The sequence below is a fragment of the Streptomyces viridiviolaceus genome (genome assembly GCF_014650995.1).
Taxonomy (GTDB): Bacteria; Actinomycetota; Actinomycetes; order Streptomycetales; family Streptomycetaceae; genus Streptomyces; species Streptomyces viridiviolaceus.
Genome location: NZ_BMWA01000028.1, coordinates 31,962 through 46,528, shown reverse-complemented (window position 1 = coordinate 46,528; position 14,567 = coordinate 31,962). Strand labels below are relative to the sequence as shown.

Sequence of the window (14,567 nt, the reverse complement as noted above, 5' to 3'; positions counted from 1 at the left end):
GCGCGGGCGCGGAAACCGTGGCTCACTCGTCCTCGAGCAGCGTGAGCTCCGCCCAGATCGTCTTGCCCTCGGTCGTGTGGCGGCTGCCCCAGCGCTGGGTGAGCTGGGCCACCAGCAGCAGACCGCGCCCGCCCTCGTCCCAGGTCTTGGCCCGGCGCAGGTGCGGTGCCGTGTGGTTGGTGTCGGAAACCTCGCAGATCAGGGTGGTCGTGTCGTGGATCAGCCGCAGCCGGATGGGCGGGGCACCGTACCGGATCGCGTTGGTGACCAGCTCGCTCACCACCAACTCGGCGGTGAAGGACGCCTCCAGCAGCCGCCAGGCGGACAACTGCTCGAGGACCTGCTTGCGGATGGGGGCGACCAGTGCCGGGTCGGCGGGGATGTCCCAGGTGGCGACCTGGCCGGCCGGCAGCCCGCGGGTCCGGGCCAGCAGCAGGGCCACGTCGCCGGCGGGGCCGCCCACCGGGAGCATGGCGTGCAGCACCCGGTCGCAGGCGGTCTCCAGCGAGCCGGACGAGTCGGTGAGGGTCCCGCAGAGCAGCTCCTGGCCGGCGTCGGCGTCCCGCTGCCGGTTCTCGACCAGTCCGTCGGTGTAGAACGCCAGCACCGTGCCCTCGCGCAGTTCGAGCTCCGCGGACTCGAAGGGCAGTCCGCCCACGCCCAGCGGCGGGCCGGAGGGCAGCTCGATCCGCCGGGGCGGGCCGCCGGGCGGGGCCAGGACCGGCGACGGATGCCCGGCCCGGGCGAGTGTGCAGCGCCGCGACACCGGGTCGTAGACCGCGTACAGACAGGTGGCGCCGACCTCGCCGGTGCCGTCGGCGCCGGACTCCTCCGACAGCCGGACGACCAGGTCGTCGAGGTGGGTGAGCAGCTCCTCGGGGGGCAGGTCGATGTCGGCGAGGGTGCGGACGGCGGTGCGCAGCCGGCCCATCGTGGCCGATGCCTGGATGCCGTGGCCGCCGACGTCCCCGACGACCATGGCGACCCGCATGCCCGACAGCGGGATGACGTCGAACCAGTCGCCGCCCACCCCGGAGCGCGCGGACGGAAGGTAGCGGGAAGCCGCCTCGACCGCGGCGGCGGGGCGCAGCGAGCGGGGCCGCAGACTGCGCTGGAGGGTCAGTGTCGTCTCGCGCTCGCGGGAGTAGCGGCGGGCGTTGTCGATGCAGACGGCGGCGCGCGCCGCGACGTCCTCGGCCAGCAGCACGTCGTCGTGGGTGAAGGGGTCCGGACGCCGGAACCGGGTGAAGACCGCGACACCGAGGGTCGTGCCGCGGGCCTGCAGGGGGACGGACATCGTCGAGTGGATGTCGTGGTCCTTGATCCGCTGGAGCCGGACGGGGTCCCACTCCAGCCACTGTTCCAGATCGCCCGAGGGCACCGTGGCCACGATCGCCTGGCCGGTGACCAGGGACGTCGCCTGTGGGGAGGCGGCCGGGTAGACGTCCAGCTGCCCCGGCTCGGCCACCGCCTCGGGGCACCCGGGGCTGACCGACTGGTGGGCCGTCCGGCGCAGGGCGACCGGCGGCGTCGGCGTGGCGGTGGGCTCGTCGCCGTGGTCCTTCGGGTCGAGCAGGTCGACGCTGACGAAGTCGGCCAGCGCGGGGACGCACACGTCCGCCAGCTCCTGGGCGGTGCGGGTGACGTCGAGGGTGGTGCCGATGCGCACGCTGGCCTCGTTGACCAGCTGCAGGCGTTCCCGGGCGAGGTGCTGTTCGGTGACGTCGTGCGCGCTCACACAGACGCCCCGCACCTGTCCGTCGGGGCCAGTGAGCGGGGCGAGGCGGGCGAGCCAGGCGTGGGCCCTGCTCTCACCGGGGGCCTTCAGGTGCGTGTGCATGTCGTATCCCTGGCCGGTGGCCAGCACACGCGTCATGCGTTCCTCGAGCTCCGCGTTCGGCGCCCGGTGGGAGATGTCGGTGGCCCGCAGTCCGCGGATGCGCTCCGCCGGGAGGCCGATCAGCTGTTCCATGGCGTCGTTGACCGCGCGCAGCCGCAGCCGGTCGTCGAAGACCATGGTGGGGCACGGCGACTGGGCCATGGCCGCTCTGACCAGAGGGTCGTCGAGCTGTTCCGGTCCGCGGTACAGCGGGGCGACGAGGAGCCAGCGGCCGGGTCCGCCGTCCTCGGGGTCACGTCGGCGGGCCAGCACCCACACCGACACGGTGTGACCGTCGCGGTGCCGCAGCGTGAGCGTGCCGCTCCAGCGGTGGTCACCGGCCCGGGGAAGCGTGTTCTCGCCGCCCTCGGCCAGCAACTCGGCGGCGGGACGGCCCACCACCTCCGCCGCCGAATGACCCAGCAGACGGCGTGCGCCTTCGCCCCACTCCCGCAGCGTCCCCGCGTCGTCGATGACGACCCGGGCCGTGGCGGCATCGTCGAACGGGTTGACCGGGCTCATCGTCGCCACTCCATCGCGCACACTCACAGTGAACAACCGCGTCACTTGAGTTCCAGCCTAGTGCGTCCGGCGACCGTGCGGACCCGAACCCCTCGGCTCCGGGCGGTTCCGGTCGACCGCGTCCGGTCCTGGTCGGCCCACGAGCGCACCGACGACCGGAAGCGGCACTGGCCAGGACGGACTCCTTCGTGGCGGACCGGGGCCGAGGTGCGGGTCGACCTCTCGCGGTACCGTTCGAACACTGGTCTGACCTGGGGCTATTTACTGGCCAGTACCCCGCGCGGTACCGTGGCAGGCATGCCAGCTCTGAACGTGGAGTTCAGCGACCGCGAGCTCGAGGACCTGCGGCAGATCGCCAAGGAGCGCGGTACGTCGATGAAGGCGCTCGTGCGGGAGGCGGCCGCCGCGGACATAGCCCGGCACCGGGCGCTGCAGGAGGGCGCGGAGGCGTTCCGCCGCTTCTTCCAGGCCCACGCCGACGAGTTCGCCGCCGCCTTCCCCGACGACGAACCGCCCGCGAGGGGCGAGGGGCGGGCCGCCTGACCCATGGCACCCGTCCTGCACATCGACGTTCCCTGGCTGCTCCAGCGTCACGAGGAGGTGCTGCCGGAGCAGCCCACCATCAACGACTTCTCGGCACTGGTCGCCGCCGTCGCCCGGCACCGCGTCGACCCGCCCCGCCTCGGCGTGAACTCCGACCCCGCCTGGCGGGCCGCCGCCCTGCTGCACACCCTCGCGGTGCTCAGGCCCCTGCCGTCGGCCAATGCCCGCTTCGCCTGCGCGACGGCCGTGGCGTACATGTTCGTCAGCGGTGTCGGTATCGACCCGCCCTACGGTGCCCTCGTCGACCTCGCCCGTGACCTGATCTCCGGTGAGGCCGACGTCTACAGCGCGGCCGACCGGCTGCGCTCCTGGCAGATCTGAGGCACCACCCGTCCTTCCCCCCGGGGCCGCCGACCGAGGGCGGGAGGAACAGGGCCGGCGGCCCTTGCGCGCGGGAGAGCCGCCGTCCCCGCGCGGGGCCTTCCGAGAAGGGCCGCTTCCAGTGCACTACGCCGGACCCCGCGCCGGGAGCGTGCGCGGCGTGCTCGCGCGTGCGCGTGTTTCACACGGGGCGCATCAAGAATGACGAAAGCCGCGGCGAGTGACGTGAGCCGCCGCGCAATTGACCTTCTTTCAAAGGCGGCTGATGTTGCTCGGGCGCCTTGTTGACCATGAGTGCTTTGTGCGAGAGTGAAGCACTCGTGCGGGGGGTAATGGCCGGGTCTCGCACGCGTCTTGAGAACCAGGTCCGATTCACCGTCGGTGAATTCGCCTCCCCACATCGCGCCCAAAAGGTATACACCAATCCTGGGTCCTTTTCGGCGACCAGAACTTCTGTGTCACATGCGCGTGGGAAGGAAATGTCTCAGTGCCCACCCCCCACCCCCCTCGTCCTCATCACCCCCCTTCCGGCGGGGACCCCGGGGAGCCCGACGAGACCCTGGCCGCCCGGCTCAGGGACCGGCCGGAGAGTGAGGCCGCCCGGGCCGCCGCGTTGCTGATGGCGCGGCACTGGCAGCCCGCGCACGACTACGCGGCCATCTGTCTCGCTTCGTCGGCGCAGGTCACCGCCATGGTCACCGCCGCCGCCTGGCACCGTGTCCTGGACCTCCTCGCGCAGGGCGAACCGGCCACGGCGCTGCGCCCGCGCCTGCTGGTCGCCGTGCGGGACACGGTCCGGCAGTGGTCCGCCGACGAGCGGACGTCCGGCGTTCTTCCGGAACTGCTCAAACCCGCCGGCGGGCGCGGTATGCGCGCGGCGAAGTCCCTGACACCGGAAAACCGCACGCTGGCCGCCCGGTCTTTCGCATCCCTTCCCGGACCCGCCCGCTGTTTGCTCTGGCACACGGAGGTCGAGGGGGAGCCCATAAGTGTCCCGGCCGGCCTGCTCGGCATGGATACCGACACGGCGTCGGTCACGCTCGAACAGGCGCGTGAGAAATTCCGCGAGGGATGTGTCCATGCCCATCGGCAACTCGCGCCGACCCAGGACTGCCGCTTCCACAGCCGCCTCCTCGACGTCCCGATCCGCCGGGGCGGCACCCTGCTGCCGGATGTGCGGAAACATCTGGCGGACTGCCGTCACTGCCGTCACGCGGCCGAACAGCTCAGTCATTTCGAACGGGGCCTGGGCACGCTGATGGCCGAGGCGGTGCTCGGCTGGGGCGCCCGGCGCTATCTCGACTCCCGCCCGGGCCGAGGGGCGCCCGGCACACGTGGCCACGGCGCCGCCCGGCACCGCGGTGGACGCCCCGGTCTGCTGGCCCGGGTACCCGTGCCGGTCCGCCGGACCCCGCTCGGGCCGCGCTCGGTCCGGTCCGTGCTCAGGGGGGTCGGTGCCGCCTCGGCGGGGGTGCTGGCGATCGTCCTCGTGGTGAGCGTGTGGTCGTACGACGGCGGCGGCGCCGATCCCGCCGCGTCCACCAGCGCGGTCGACGGCCGCGGCGTGGCCTCCGCGACCAGCCGCCCCGAACCGCCCGGCACCGCGGATCTGCCCACGGCACCCGACCGCACCCGGCTGCGCAACGTCGCCGCCGGTCTCTGCCTCGACGTCCGGGGCGAGCCGATGGCCGGGGCGGGCGCCCGGCTGGCGGAGTGCTCCCGGTCGTGGACACAGCAGTGGACGTACGAGGACGACGGACTCCTGCGCAGCGTCGCCGACCCGGGGCTGTGTCTGGACTCGCAGGCGGACGCCGGAGTCGTCATCCTCGGTACCTGCGCCGACGAGGGCACCGAGCGGGGCGACGACGTCCGCTACGAGCAGGGCGCGCAGGGCGAGCTGCTGCCCCGCTGGGAGAGGCAGTTGGCCCTCGCCGCCACCACCGACGACCCGGGCGCCGACATCGTGGTCAAGGTCCACGACGGCTCCACCGGCCAGCGCTGGCGGACCGAGCGGGCACCGGCGGCCGAGGGATCGCTTTCGATCGCGAGGGCCGGCGCGGCACCCGTCCGGCCGGCCGGTGTCACGGCCGGTTGACGACGTCCCGTGGCGACTCGCCCGCGAGGAACGAGCTCACGTTGCGGACCGCGGCCAGCGCGATCCGTACCAGCGTCTCGCGGGTGACCCCGGCGACGTGCGGCGAGAGCACCACGTTCGGTGACTTCAGCAGGCGCAGCGCCGGGGTGGGCGGCTCGGGATCGAAGACGTCGATGCCCGCCCCGGCCAGGGCGCCCCGCTCCAGCGCGTCCGCGAGCGCGTCCTGGTCGATCAGGGCGCCCCGCGCCGTGTTGACGACGAACGCGGTCGGTTTGAGCAGCGCCAGCCGCCGTGCGTCCAGCAGATGCCGGGTCTCCTCGGTGAGGGGCGCGTGCAGCGTGACGTAGTCGGCGGTGCGCAGCAGTTCGTCCAGCGGGACGTGGCGGGCGCCGCCGAGCCGGGCCTCCGTCTCCGGCGGCACCCGGCGCCGGCCGGCGTAGACGACGGTCATGTCGAACGCGGCGGCGCGGCGGGCGACCTGCTGCCCGATCTGGCCGAGGCCCACGATGCCGAGGGTCTTGCCGGACAGCTCGGTGATCGATCGCTGGAGCCGGGGGAGCGCCCAGTCGGCCTCGGTGAGCGCGAGGTGGGCGGGCACCAGCTGCTTGGCGAGCGCCAGCATGAGGGCGAAGGTCTGCTCGGCGACGTTCTGCGCCTCGGCACCGCTGGAACCGATCGTGCACACCGGGATGCCGCGCTCGCGTGCGGCGGCGACGTCGACGTAGTCGAAGCCGTGGCTCGCGCACTGGACCAGGGCCAACTCGGGTGCGGCGCCGAGGTGTCCGGCCGTCACCGGGGCGAGCGCCGTGATGACGACATGGGCCTCGCGCAACGCGGCCGGGTCCTCGTCCGCGCTCTCGACGACGGTGACGCGTGCCTCGCCGGGCAGGACCGTGGCGAGCCCGGCACCGGCGGCGCGGCCTCCCACGTGGGGCGCGACGATCGCGAGGACGTTCCTGAGGCCGGTCACGCGGATTCCTCGACGAGGTCGGCGGCGCCGGGCGTGGCCGGTGAGGCGTGTCCGGACAGGGCGAGGGTGAGGTCGAGTTCGGCGAGCAGGCAGCGGATCACGTGCTCGACGCCGGCCTGACCGTCCAGGCCGAGGCCGTAGACGTACGGGCGGCCGAGGAGCACCGCCCGCGCGCCGAGCGCGAGCGCCTTGAAGACGTCGTCGCCGGTGCGGACGCCGCTGTCGAACAGCACGGTGAGACGGTCGCCGACGGCCTCGGCCACGCGGGGCAGCGCGTCGGCCGCCGCGACGGAACCGGCCACCTGACGGCCGCCGTGGTTGGACACCACCACGCCGTCCATCCCGGCGTCGGCGGCGAGCCTGGCGTCGTCCGGGTGCAGGATGCCCTTGAGCACGATCGGGCCGTCCCAGTTCTCCCGCAGGAACGCCAGGTCCGGCCAGGTCTTGCCGGGGTCGGAGAACATGCCGACGAAATGCATCACCGCCGCGTTCGGGTCCTCGTGGACCGGCTTGGCGAGCCCAGCCCTGAACGCCGGGTCGGAGAAGTAGTTGGCGGTGCCGACCCCGTGCAGGAACGGCAGGTACGCCTGGTCGAGGTCCCGCGGGCGCCAGGACAGCATCGGAGTGTCCAGCGTGACGACGAGCGCGGTGTACCCGGACGCCTTCGCCCGGTCCAGGAAACTGCGGGCCACCTCGCGGTCCTTGGGCCAGTACAGCTGGAACCAGCGCTCGCCCTCGCCCATCGCCTCCGCGACCTCCTCCATCGGCGTGCTGGACGCGGAGGACAGGATGTACGGCACGCCCTGCGCCGCGGCGGCACGCGCCGCCGCCGGCTCGGCGTCCGGGTGCATGATCGACAGAACGCCGACCGGTGCCAGCGCCAGCGGGGCGGGCAGCGCACGCCCCAGCACCTCGACGGACAGATCGCGTGTCCCCACGTCCCGCAGCATCCGCGGCACGATCCGCCGCCGGTCCAGCGCCGCGCGGTTGGCGCGGGCCGTGCTGCCGTCGCCCGCGCTGCCCGCCACGTACCCGACGGGGCCGGGGCCGAGCCGCTGTTCGGTGAGCTGTTCCAGCCGGGTCAGATCGGTGGGCAGCCGTGGCACGGCCCCCGTCATCCCGTTCAGGTAGATCTCGTACTGGAAGTCCGCCCAGTGCTTCGCCATCCGGGTGCCCCGCCTCTCGTCGTCGAGCTCGCGTCGCCCCGACGATACTCGCGAGTAGGCCGGGGCTCCCCGGGCAGGGGTGGACCGAGTCCCAAGCGGAATGTTTCAGGCCGATTGCCGAACGCGTGGATCGCGCCATCCGGCGTAACCGGGCGATCAAGAACCGCCCTGTTCCGGGCTTGGAACGTTCGAATTCCGTGACTTCCCGCCACTGATTCAATACGCAAGGTTACTGAAACGCATGGGGTCGAGGTGTGCTTCGGCGGCGGACTCGGCAAGACTCGCGCTCGCCGTTCCGGCACCGACCGAGCCGGGCCGGCGACACCCTCGAATCGAGCGGAAGGATGCACACAATGCGGAACACCGCGCGCTGGGCAGCGACTCTGGGCCTGACGGCCACCGCCGTCTGCGGGCCCCTCGCCGGGGCCGCCCTCGCCTCCCCGGGCACCGCCCCTGCGTCGCTCCACGCCCCCTCGGCCCTGGTGCTGACCGTCGGGCACGGAGAGAGCGCTGCCACCGTCACACCGGTCCGCGCGGTCACCCTGACCTGCGCCCCGACGGCCTCCGGCACCCATCCGGCCGCCGAGTCGGCCTGCGCCGAGCTGCGCGGCGCGGGAGGCGACCTCGACGCCCTCGCGGCCGACGCCGACGTGCTGTGCACCCGGGAGTACGCCCCCGTCGTCGTCACCGTCGACGGGGTCTGGCAGGGCCGGCGCGTCTCCTACGAGCGCACCTTCGCCAACGAGTGCGTGAAGAGCGCCCACGGCGCGAGCGTCTTCACGTTCTGAGGACCGGGACCGCCCGGCCCGCGCGGCGTGACCGGCGGCTCGCTGCTGGGGAGTGCGAGCGCCGCCGCGCGACTGTCGCGGTCCCGCACCGGGGGCGGCGGACGGAGTGGGGCCGTCCGCCGTTCCCCGGGTCAGCCGCCGGACGCGGCCCCGTCGTCGGGCCCGGACGACCTGGCGCGGTGGCTGGTGTCGCACCAGGGGTAGCGGCGGCTGCGGCGGCAGGTGCACAGGGCGACCCGGAAGCGGTCGGAGGACACCGTCGTGCCGTCCTCCAACTCGACCTCCACGGGGCCCTCCACCAGCAGCGGGCCCCGGCGCTGGACGGTGATCCGGCGAGGGGTGTCAGACGGGGAGTTCGGCACGGACGACCACCAGTTCCTCTTCGTCGTCGGTCGTGGCCAGCAGGCCCCGCTGCCGCAGCCAGCGCTCCCTGCCGCGCACCACGGGACCGAACGCGATCCGGTGCCGCCGTGTCACCGCGGCCTTGAGGCCGGCCGCGCGCAGCTGCCCGACGGTCCGGTCGGGATCGCTGAGCGCGGACTGCACGAGCAGCAGCACGCCACCGGGACTCAGCATGGCCGGCACCTCCCGGCAGATCCGGTCCAGGACGAGCCGGCCGTCATGGCCCGCGTCCCACGCCCGGGCCGCACCGCGCGGCCGCCGGCCACCGCCCGGCGCCGGAACGTACGGCGGATTGGCCAGGACGAGGTCGAACGACTCACCCCGCACCGGGTCGAAGAGGTTGCCCCGCAGGACCCGGACCCGCAGCCCGGCCCGCGCGGCGTTCAGCCGGGCCGCGTACACCGCCCGCCGTGACACATCCACTGCGGTCACCCGGCAGCCCAGGCGGGCGGCCGCGAGGGCCAGCGCACCCGTGCCGGTGCCCACGTCGAGGACGGCCGCGCCCACGAGGAGCGCCTCGTCGGACAGGGCACCGGCCAGCAGGGCCGTGTCTTCCTGAGGGGCGTAGACGCCCGGTGGTACCAACGGATTCACGAAGACCACGTACCCCGCAGGCCACGAAAGATGGCTGTCTCAGGAGGGCAGGGGAGTGCGCAGCGACGACCGGCCGGCCCGCCAGTCGCCGAGCAGCCGGGCCGCCAAGCGGTCCTCGACGTGGCCGGTGGCGTCGATGCCGAAGACGACGTCCGGCTCGAGATGCGGCTCCTGCTCCAGCAGACCGCCGATCACCTCGTGGCGCACGACCTGCTCGTGGACCGCGTCGGCCTCGACGTGCTCGTCGTAGAAGTGCTCGGCGGCCGGCCCGGCGCCGGTGCGCCGCATCGCCTCGGCGAGCCGCCGGGAACCCGGCGACGAGGTGATCTCGACGGCCGCGAAGTGACCGACGAGAGCGCCCCGCAGTGCCCGGTGCAGGCCGAACAGGGACATCAGGTTCACCGTGGCCAGGCACTCCGCGGACGCCGCGTCGAGATGGCGCCCGTACGTCGTGTCCAGGCCCAGGTCCCCCATCAGGTCGGCGAACAGGCGGGCGTGCACCCGGTCGGGGCGGCCACCGCCGTACTCGTCGAACTCCACCGCCGCCATCGCCGCCTTGGCCCGGCCCGACAGCCGGGGCAGCACCCAGGCGTGCGGGTCGGCCTCCTTCAGGTGGTACAGGGACCGCTGGGCCGCGTACTCGCGCAGGTGCCACAACTCGCCCTCGTTGCGCAGGAAGTGCGTGACACCCTTGCCGTCCACGGGTTCCACGAGCAGGTCGCCGACCGCGTCCGCCACACTGTCGTGGACGTCGGTGTCGGCGCGCAGGGCGGTCAGGAAGCGGTGCTCCAGAGCCGCGCGCAGGCGCAGCAGGTCGGGGTCCCACTCCCGGTCGGGGGACACCCCGGCGAAGCCCCGGTAGTGCAGCTCGTAGCACTGGTACAGGGCGAGCTGGAGGTCGTCGCCGTACGCGGGCGCGGCGGCGACGGCCTCTTCGGGCGGCAGCAAGCCCCCGCTGAGCAGGTAGTCCCGGACGGCCGCGGACAGCGGGCCCCGGGCCGACGGCAGCGGCGGTCCTTCGTGGTCGTACTCCATGCGTCGCGAGTACCCGGGGGACGCCGTGGCACCCCCGGTCCCCGCGCGCGCCGCGTCACTCTCCTGCGGATTCCTCCTGTGCCTCGGTGTTCGGTGAGGTGGCGTCCCCCGCCTCACCCCGGTGCCGCCGGTCCCTCTCGCTCCCGGGGTCACGGGTCTCGGCGTCCTCGACCTCGCGGAGCACCTCCTCGAGGGCCGTCTCGGGCTTGTCGGGGGTGCGGTCGTTCTGGGACACGGATGTCTCCTTCCTCGTGCGTTTCACTTCTCGCGGTGGTCAGCTCGACGTGGTCGCGATGCGCAGCGGCACCGGGCCCGGGGGCGTGGCCTCCTCGTTGCGCCGGGTGATCTCGGCCCACCAGGACGGGCCGTCCTCGATGTGGCGCAACAGCACCCCCTCGCGGATCGCCCAGGGACAGATCGTCACCGCTTCCAGGCCGGTCAGTTTCATGACGGTGTGCCCGACCACCGCGCCGGCCAGGCTCTGCGCGGCGCGCGGTGCGGAGATGCCGGGCAGACGGGCCCGTTCGGCGGCGGGCAGGACCGCCAGCCGGTCGACCGCCGCCCGCAGGTCCGCGCAGTGCAGTCGGCGCTCCACGAACGGGCCCTGGCGACCGGGCGCCGCACCGCACAGCCGCCCCAGCTGCTGGAAGGTGCGCGAGGTGGCCACCGCGGTGCGCGGCCCCTCCCAGCGGATCCGGGCCGCCACGTCCCGCAGCTGGTGGCGGACCTTGCGGCGCAGCGCCCGGACCTGCTCCGGCAGCGGCGGATCCGCCTGCGCGAAGAACTCGTGGGTCAGCCGTCCCGCCCCGAGCGGCAGCGAGGCCACGAAGTCGGGGAGCCGCCCGCGGCCGAAGGCGACCTCCAGGGAGCCGCCGCCGATGTCCAGCAGGGCGAGCGGGCCGGATCGCCAGCCCATCCAGCGCCGGGCCCCGAGGAACGTCAGCTCGGCCTCCACCTCGCCCGGCAGCGTGCACAGATCCACCCCCGTGCGGGCGCGGACGGCACGCAGCACCTCCTGGCGGTTCGGCGCGGCCCGCACCACGGCGGTCGCGAAGGCGAGCGGCCCGGCCGCGCCCCACCGGGCCGCGGTCCTGCTCGCCTGCGTGACCGCTTCCACGAGCCGCTCGACGGCCTCCTCCGGGACCGGCCCGCCCGGTGTGACGTGCTCCGACAGCCGCAGTCGCCACTTGGCCGTGTGGACCGGCAACGGCACCCCGTCCTGCGCGTCCGCCACCACCAGACGGACCGTGTTCGACCCCACATCCACCACGCTGATTCGCATGCAGGCGCAGGTACCCACTTACGCGCCGCTCAGCCGGAGGGCGGGCCGGTACGGCCGGAACACGCCGCCACGCCGCACGGTACTGGTCAGGCCAGCTGCCTGCGCACCAGCTCGTGCAGCCGGCCGCCCGTGTCCGCCAGGAGCGCGGCCGGCGGGCCCTGCTGGGCGACCTTGCCGTCCTCCATCACGATCACGCGGTCGGCGTCCAGCACCGTGGACAGGCGGTGCGCGATGACGATCCGGGTGGCGTTGAGGGCCTTGGTGGACTCGATCACCGTGCGCTGCGTCTCGTTGTCGAGGGCGCTGGTCGCCTCGTCGAGGAAGAGGATGCGCGGGCGGCGGATCAGCGCCTGCGCGATCATCAGCCGCTGCCGTTGGCCGCCGGAGACCGCCCCGCTGCCCGAGACGATGGTGTGCAGGCCCATCGGCATCCGCTTGATGTCCTCGGCGAGCCCGGCCATCTCGGCCGCCGCCATCGCCTCCTCCGGCGTGTACGGCTCGGTGCCGCAGATGACGTCCAGGATCGAGCCGGTGAACGGCTGCGCGTGCTGGAGCACCACCCCGCACTGGCGGCGTACGGCGGACTGGTCCAGCGCGGCCAGATCCTGACCGTCGTACAGGACGCTGCCCGACAGCGGACGGTCGAAGCCGATCAGCAGCCTCAGCAGGGTCGACTTGCCGCAGCCGCTGGGACCGACGACCGCCACGAACTCGCCCGGACGCACCTCGAACGACACGTCGTCCAGCACCAGTGGCCCGTCGTCGGTGTACCGGAACGACAGCCGCCGCGCCTCGATCGCCCCGGACAGCGGACCCGGCCGGGTGCTCGCCGTACGCACCTCGGGCGTGGCATCCAGCACCGGCCGGATCTCCTCGAACAGCGGCAGCGCGGCCACCGCCGAGACGAACGCGCCGGTCAGCTGGGTGACCGAGGTCAGCAGCATCGTCATCGAGGTGTTGAAGGTGAGGAACGCCGCCGCCGACATCGAACCGCGCGCCGGGCCGGCCAGCAGCATGAACATCAGCAGGGTGCACAGCGGCAGATAGACCGCGCCGAGCACCGCGTTGAGGTTCTTGACCCGTCCCGCCCGCTGCTGCAGCTCGCGGCTGCGGGCGAACCGGTCCGCCCAGGCCGCGTACGCGTAGTTCTCGGCCGCCGCCACCCGCAGCTTGGGCAGTCCGCGCAGGGTCTGGAACGCCTGGTTGTTCAGCTTGTTGGTGAGCCGCACCAGCCGCCGCTGCCAGCGCACCTGCCACAGCCCGAGCGCGAGGAACACGGCGGCGACGACGACGAGCATGCCGATCGCCGCGAGGGCCATCGGCACGCTGTACCACAGCAGCAGACCCAGGTTCATCGCCCCGACGGTCACCGACTGGGCCACCGTCGGGCCGACCCCCGCGAGCAGTCTGCGGATGGCGCTGATGCCCATGGCCGCGCTCGCCAGCTCACCGGTCGAGCGCTGGGTGAAGAACGTCGTCGGCAGCCGCAGCAGCCTGTCCCACACGGCCGGCTGGAGCGTGGCCTCGATACGGCCCTCCAGCCGCAGGATGGTGAGGTTCTGCAGCAGCATGAAGGCCGCGGCGACCACGCTGCTCAGCATCACCGCGAGACAGACCTGCACGATCAGACCGGTCTGGGCCTTCGGCACGAACTCGCCGAGCACCTTGCCGGTCGCGACGGGCACCAGCGCGCCGATGGCCACCGTCACCAGCCCGCTGAGCAGCAGACCGGTCAGATCACCGCGGGTGCCCTGCAGACAGAACCGCAGCAGCCGCAGCGGGCTCAGCCGGCGCTCGGGCAGCGGCCGGTAGAACATCACCGCGCGCGGCTCGAACTCCCCGGCGTTCGCCTTCTCCACCGGTGTCTCGCGTCCGGTCGCCGGATGGACGGCCACGTACCCGCCGCGCCGCCACAGCAGCGCCACCGGTGCTCCCGACAGGGCCCGGCGGCCGACCAGCGGCCCGACGTCGTCCCGCCACCAGCGGCCCTCCAGCGTGACCGCCCGGGTCCGCACGCGCGAGGCGAGGGCGACCCGCTCCACCGGGTCGAGACGGTCGCTCTCCGTACCGCTCTGGGCGGGCTCGGCGAGCGTGATGCCGGCCGCCCGTGCGACCAGCTTGCAGGCCGCGTAGGTGGCGTCGGCGTCGGCGGCCGTGGTGCCCCGGCCGGACCGCTTGCCGATCGACGCCAGCAGCGTCCGGTCGGCCTGGGCCCGTACGGCCTCGCCGGCCCTGATGCCGGCCGCCGTGCGGGTCTCGTGGGTGCGCTCCAGCTGTTCGATCCAGCGGTCCAGCGTGGTCAGCAGCCGGAACTGCTGGTCGACCATGCTCTGCCACAGCGCCGGGTCCATGAGCAGGTCGGCAGCTGCCTCGTCGCCGTACAGGGAGCCGTACTGCACGCTGCCGGGCGGGACCTGCATCCAGAACACGTCGTCGTCCGTGGGCGCCGCGGCCCGCTCCGTGGCCATCGGCGCCTGGAAGAGGATGGACAGGCTGCGGCCGACGCCGAGGGCGAGGGCGTACTCCAGCGGACTCGTCGTCGGGGGCACGTACTGGGGGTTGCCGTACTCGTCGTACGACCACGTCTGGGTGCTCGCCGGCTGGTACAGCTCGCGCAGCCCGATGCGGTGCACGACGCAGTCCCGCAGCGGGCGTGCCACCAGCGTGTGCTGGGGCCCGGCGACCGGGCCGAGCAGCACCGAACCCGCCTCCAGCCGGCCCAGGTGGTGCCAGTGGCCCTGCTGCTCGGCGTCGACCGCGAACAGGTCCACCGCGCCCGCGGCCACCAGCCACAGCACCTGCGGGCCCTCCAGGTCCAGACGGCTGAACCCGGCGCAGTCCACGCGCGTGCCCAGGGACCCGAGCGCGCCGAGGACGAGGTCGCCCTGTCCTTCCTGCACGGACGTCATC

Annotated in this window: 13 protein-coding genes; 4 read left to right on the top strand and 9 right to left on the bottom strand. The window is 73.6% G+C overall.

All coding sequences use genetic code 11. From position 1 onward, the window contains the following. Window positions 1-22 precede the first annotated feature (22 nt). Entirely contained in the window at window positions 23-2,401 is a 2,379-nt protein-coding gene (locus tag IE260_RS32605; protein ID WP_189878467.1) for a SpoIIE family protein phosphatase, read from the bottom strand. A 297-nt stretch (window positions 2,402-2,698) separates the two neighbouring features. On the opposite strand from IE260_RS32605, the gene IE260_RS32600 reads away from it, so the two are divergent. The 3 genes from IE260_RS32600 to IE260_RS32590 all read left to right on the top strand — a co-directional run bounded on the left by IE260_RS32600 (window position 2,699) and on the right by IE260_RS32590 (window position 5,420). Next, window positions 2,699-2,944, top strand: a complete 246-nt coding sequence (locus IE260_RS32600; protein WP_188181172.1) for a hypothetical protein — start codon at window positions 2,699-2,701, stop codon at window positions 2,942-2,944. 3 nt (window positions 2,945-2,947) lie between these two features. Then, window positions 2,948-3,325: a toxin Doc gene (locus tag IE260_RS32595; protein ID WP_189878465.1), complete on the top strand. Its 378-nt coding sequence runs from the start codon at window positions 2,948-2,950 to the stop codon at window positions 3,323-3,325. Between the two features lie 487 nt (window positions 3,326-3,812). Then, window positions 3,813-5,420, top strand: coding sequence for an RICIN domain-containing protein (locus tag IE260_RS32590; RefSeq protein ID WP_189878463.1), 1,608 nt, complete (start codon window positions 3,813-3,815; stop codon window positions 5,418-5,420). On the opposite strand, the gene IE260_RS32585 is transcribed toward IE260_RS32590, so the two are convergent. After that, on the bottom strand, window positions 5,407-6,390 hold the full coding sequence (locus IE260_RS32585) for a 2-hydroxyacid dehydrogenase (RefSeq protein ID WP_189878461.1): 984 nt from the start codon (window positions 6,388-6,390) through the stop codon (window positions 5,407-5,409). The two genes, IE260_RS32590 and IE260_RS32585, sit on opposite strands and share 14 nt — an antisense overlap. Next, window positions 6,387-7,556: a lactate 2-monooxygenase gene (locus tag IE260_RS32580; protein WP_189878459.1), complete on the bottom strand. Its 1,170-nt coding sequence runs from the start codon at window positions 7,554-7,556 to the stop codon at window positions 6,387-6,389. Before IE260_RS32580 ends, IE260_RS32585 begins: the two co-directional genes overlap by 4 nt. Window positions 7,557-7,909: 353 nt before the next feature. Here IE260_RS32580 and IE260_RS32575 point away from each other — a divergent pair, with 353 nt between their 5' ends. Continuing rightward, window positions 7,910-8,344, top strand: coding sequence for a protease inhibitor (locus tag IE260_RS32575; RefSeq protein ID WP_189878457.1), 435 nt, complete (start codon window positions 7,910-7,912; stop codon window positions 8,342-8,344). Between the two features lie 131 nt (window positions 8,345-8,475). Here the strand turns inward: IE260_RS32575 and IE260_RS32570 are convergent, their stop codons facing one another. The 6 genes from IE260_RS32570 to IE260_RS32545 form a co-directional block, all read right to left on the bottom strand. After that, entirely contained in the window at window positions 8,476-8,706 is a 231-nt protein-coding gene (locus IE260_RS32570; RefSeq protein WP_189878455.1) for a CDGSH iron-sulfur domain-containing protein, read from the bottom strand. Continuing rightward, window positions 8,687-9,340, bottom strand: coding sequence for a HemK2/MTQ2 family protein methyltransferase (locus IE260_RS32565; RefSeq protein ID WP_373303437.1), 654 nt, complete (start codon window positions 9,338-9,340; stop codon window positions 8,687-8,689). The genes IE260_RS32570 and IE260_RS32565 overlap by 20 nt, the downstream gene beginning before the upstream one ends. A gap of 39 nt (window positions 9,341-9,379) precedes the next feature. Beyond that, on the bottom strand, window positions 9,380-10,375 hold the full coding sequence (locus IE260_RS32560) for an iron-containing redox enzyme family protein (protein WP_189878451.1): 996 nt from the start codon (window positions 10,373-10,375) through the stop codon (window positions 9,380-9,382). A gap of 55 nt (window positions 10,376-10,430) precedes the next feature. Next, the gene (locus IE260_RS32555) at window positions 10,431-10,610 is read right to left on the bottom strand and encodes a hypothetical protein (protein ID WP_189878449.1); all 180 of its coding nucleotides are present in this window, start codon (window positions 10,608-10,610) and stop codon (window positions 10,431-10,433) included. Window positions 10,611-10,649: 39 nt separating this feature from the next. Continuing rightward, on the bottom strand, window positions 10,650-11,657 hold the full coding sequence (locus IE260_RS32550) for a Ppx/GppA family phosphatase (protein WP_189878448.1): 1,008 nt from the start codon (window positions 11,655-11,657) through the stop codon (window positions 10,650-10,652). 86 nt (window positions 11,658-11,743) lie between these two features. Then, window positions 11,744-14,566, bottom strand: a complete 2,823-nt coding sequence (locus IE260_RS32545) for an NHLP bacteriocin export ABC transporter permease/ATPase subunit (protein ID WP_189878446.1) — start codon at window positions 14,564-14,566, stop codon at window positions 11,744-11,746. Window position 14,567 lies beyond the last annotated feature (1 nt).

Excerpts from the sequence above, each read along its gene's own strand:
- IE260_RS32550 (WP_189878448.1), bottom strand. The coding sequence starts at position 11,657 with ATGCGAATCAGCGTGGTGGATGTGGGGTCGAACACGGTCCGTCTGGTG.
- IE260_RS32580 (WP_189878459.1), bottom strand. The coding sequence starts at position 7,556 with ATGGCGAAGCACTGGGCGGACTTCCAGTACGAGATCTACCTGAACGGG.
- IE260_RS32605 (WP_189878467.1), bottom strand. The coding sequence starts at position 2,401 with ATGAGCCCGGTCAACCCGTTCGACGATGCCGCCACGGCCCGGGTCGTC.
- IE260_RS32575 (WP_189878457.1), top strand. The coding sequence starts at position 7,910 with ATGCGGAACACCGCGCGCTGGGCAGCGACTCTGGGCCTGACGGCCACC.
- IE260_RS32545 (WP_189878446.1), bottom strand. The coding sequence starts at position 14,566 with ATGACGTCCGTGCAGGAAGGACAGGGCGACCTCGTCCTCGGCGCGCTC.
- IE260_RS32600 (WP_188181172.1), top strand. The coding sequence starts at position 2,699 with ATGCCAGCTCTGAACGTGGAGTTCAGCGACCGCGAGCTCGAGGACCTG.
- IE260_RS32595 (WP_189878465.1), top strand. The coding sequence starts at position 2,948 with ATGGCACCCGTCCTGCACATCGACGTTCCCTGGCTGCTCCAGCGTCAC.
- IE260_RS32560 (WP_189878451.1), bottom strand. The coding sequence starts at position 10,375 with ATGGAGTACGACCACGAAGGACCGCCGCTGCCGTCGGCCCGGGGCCCG.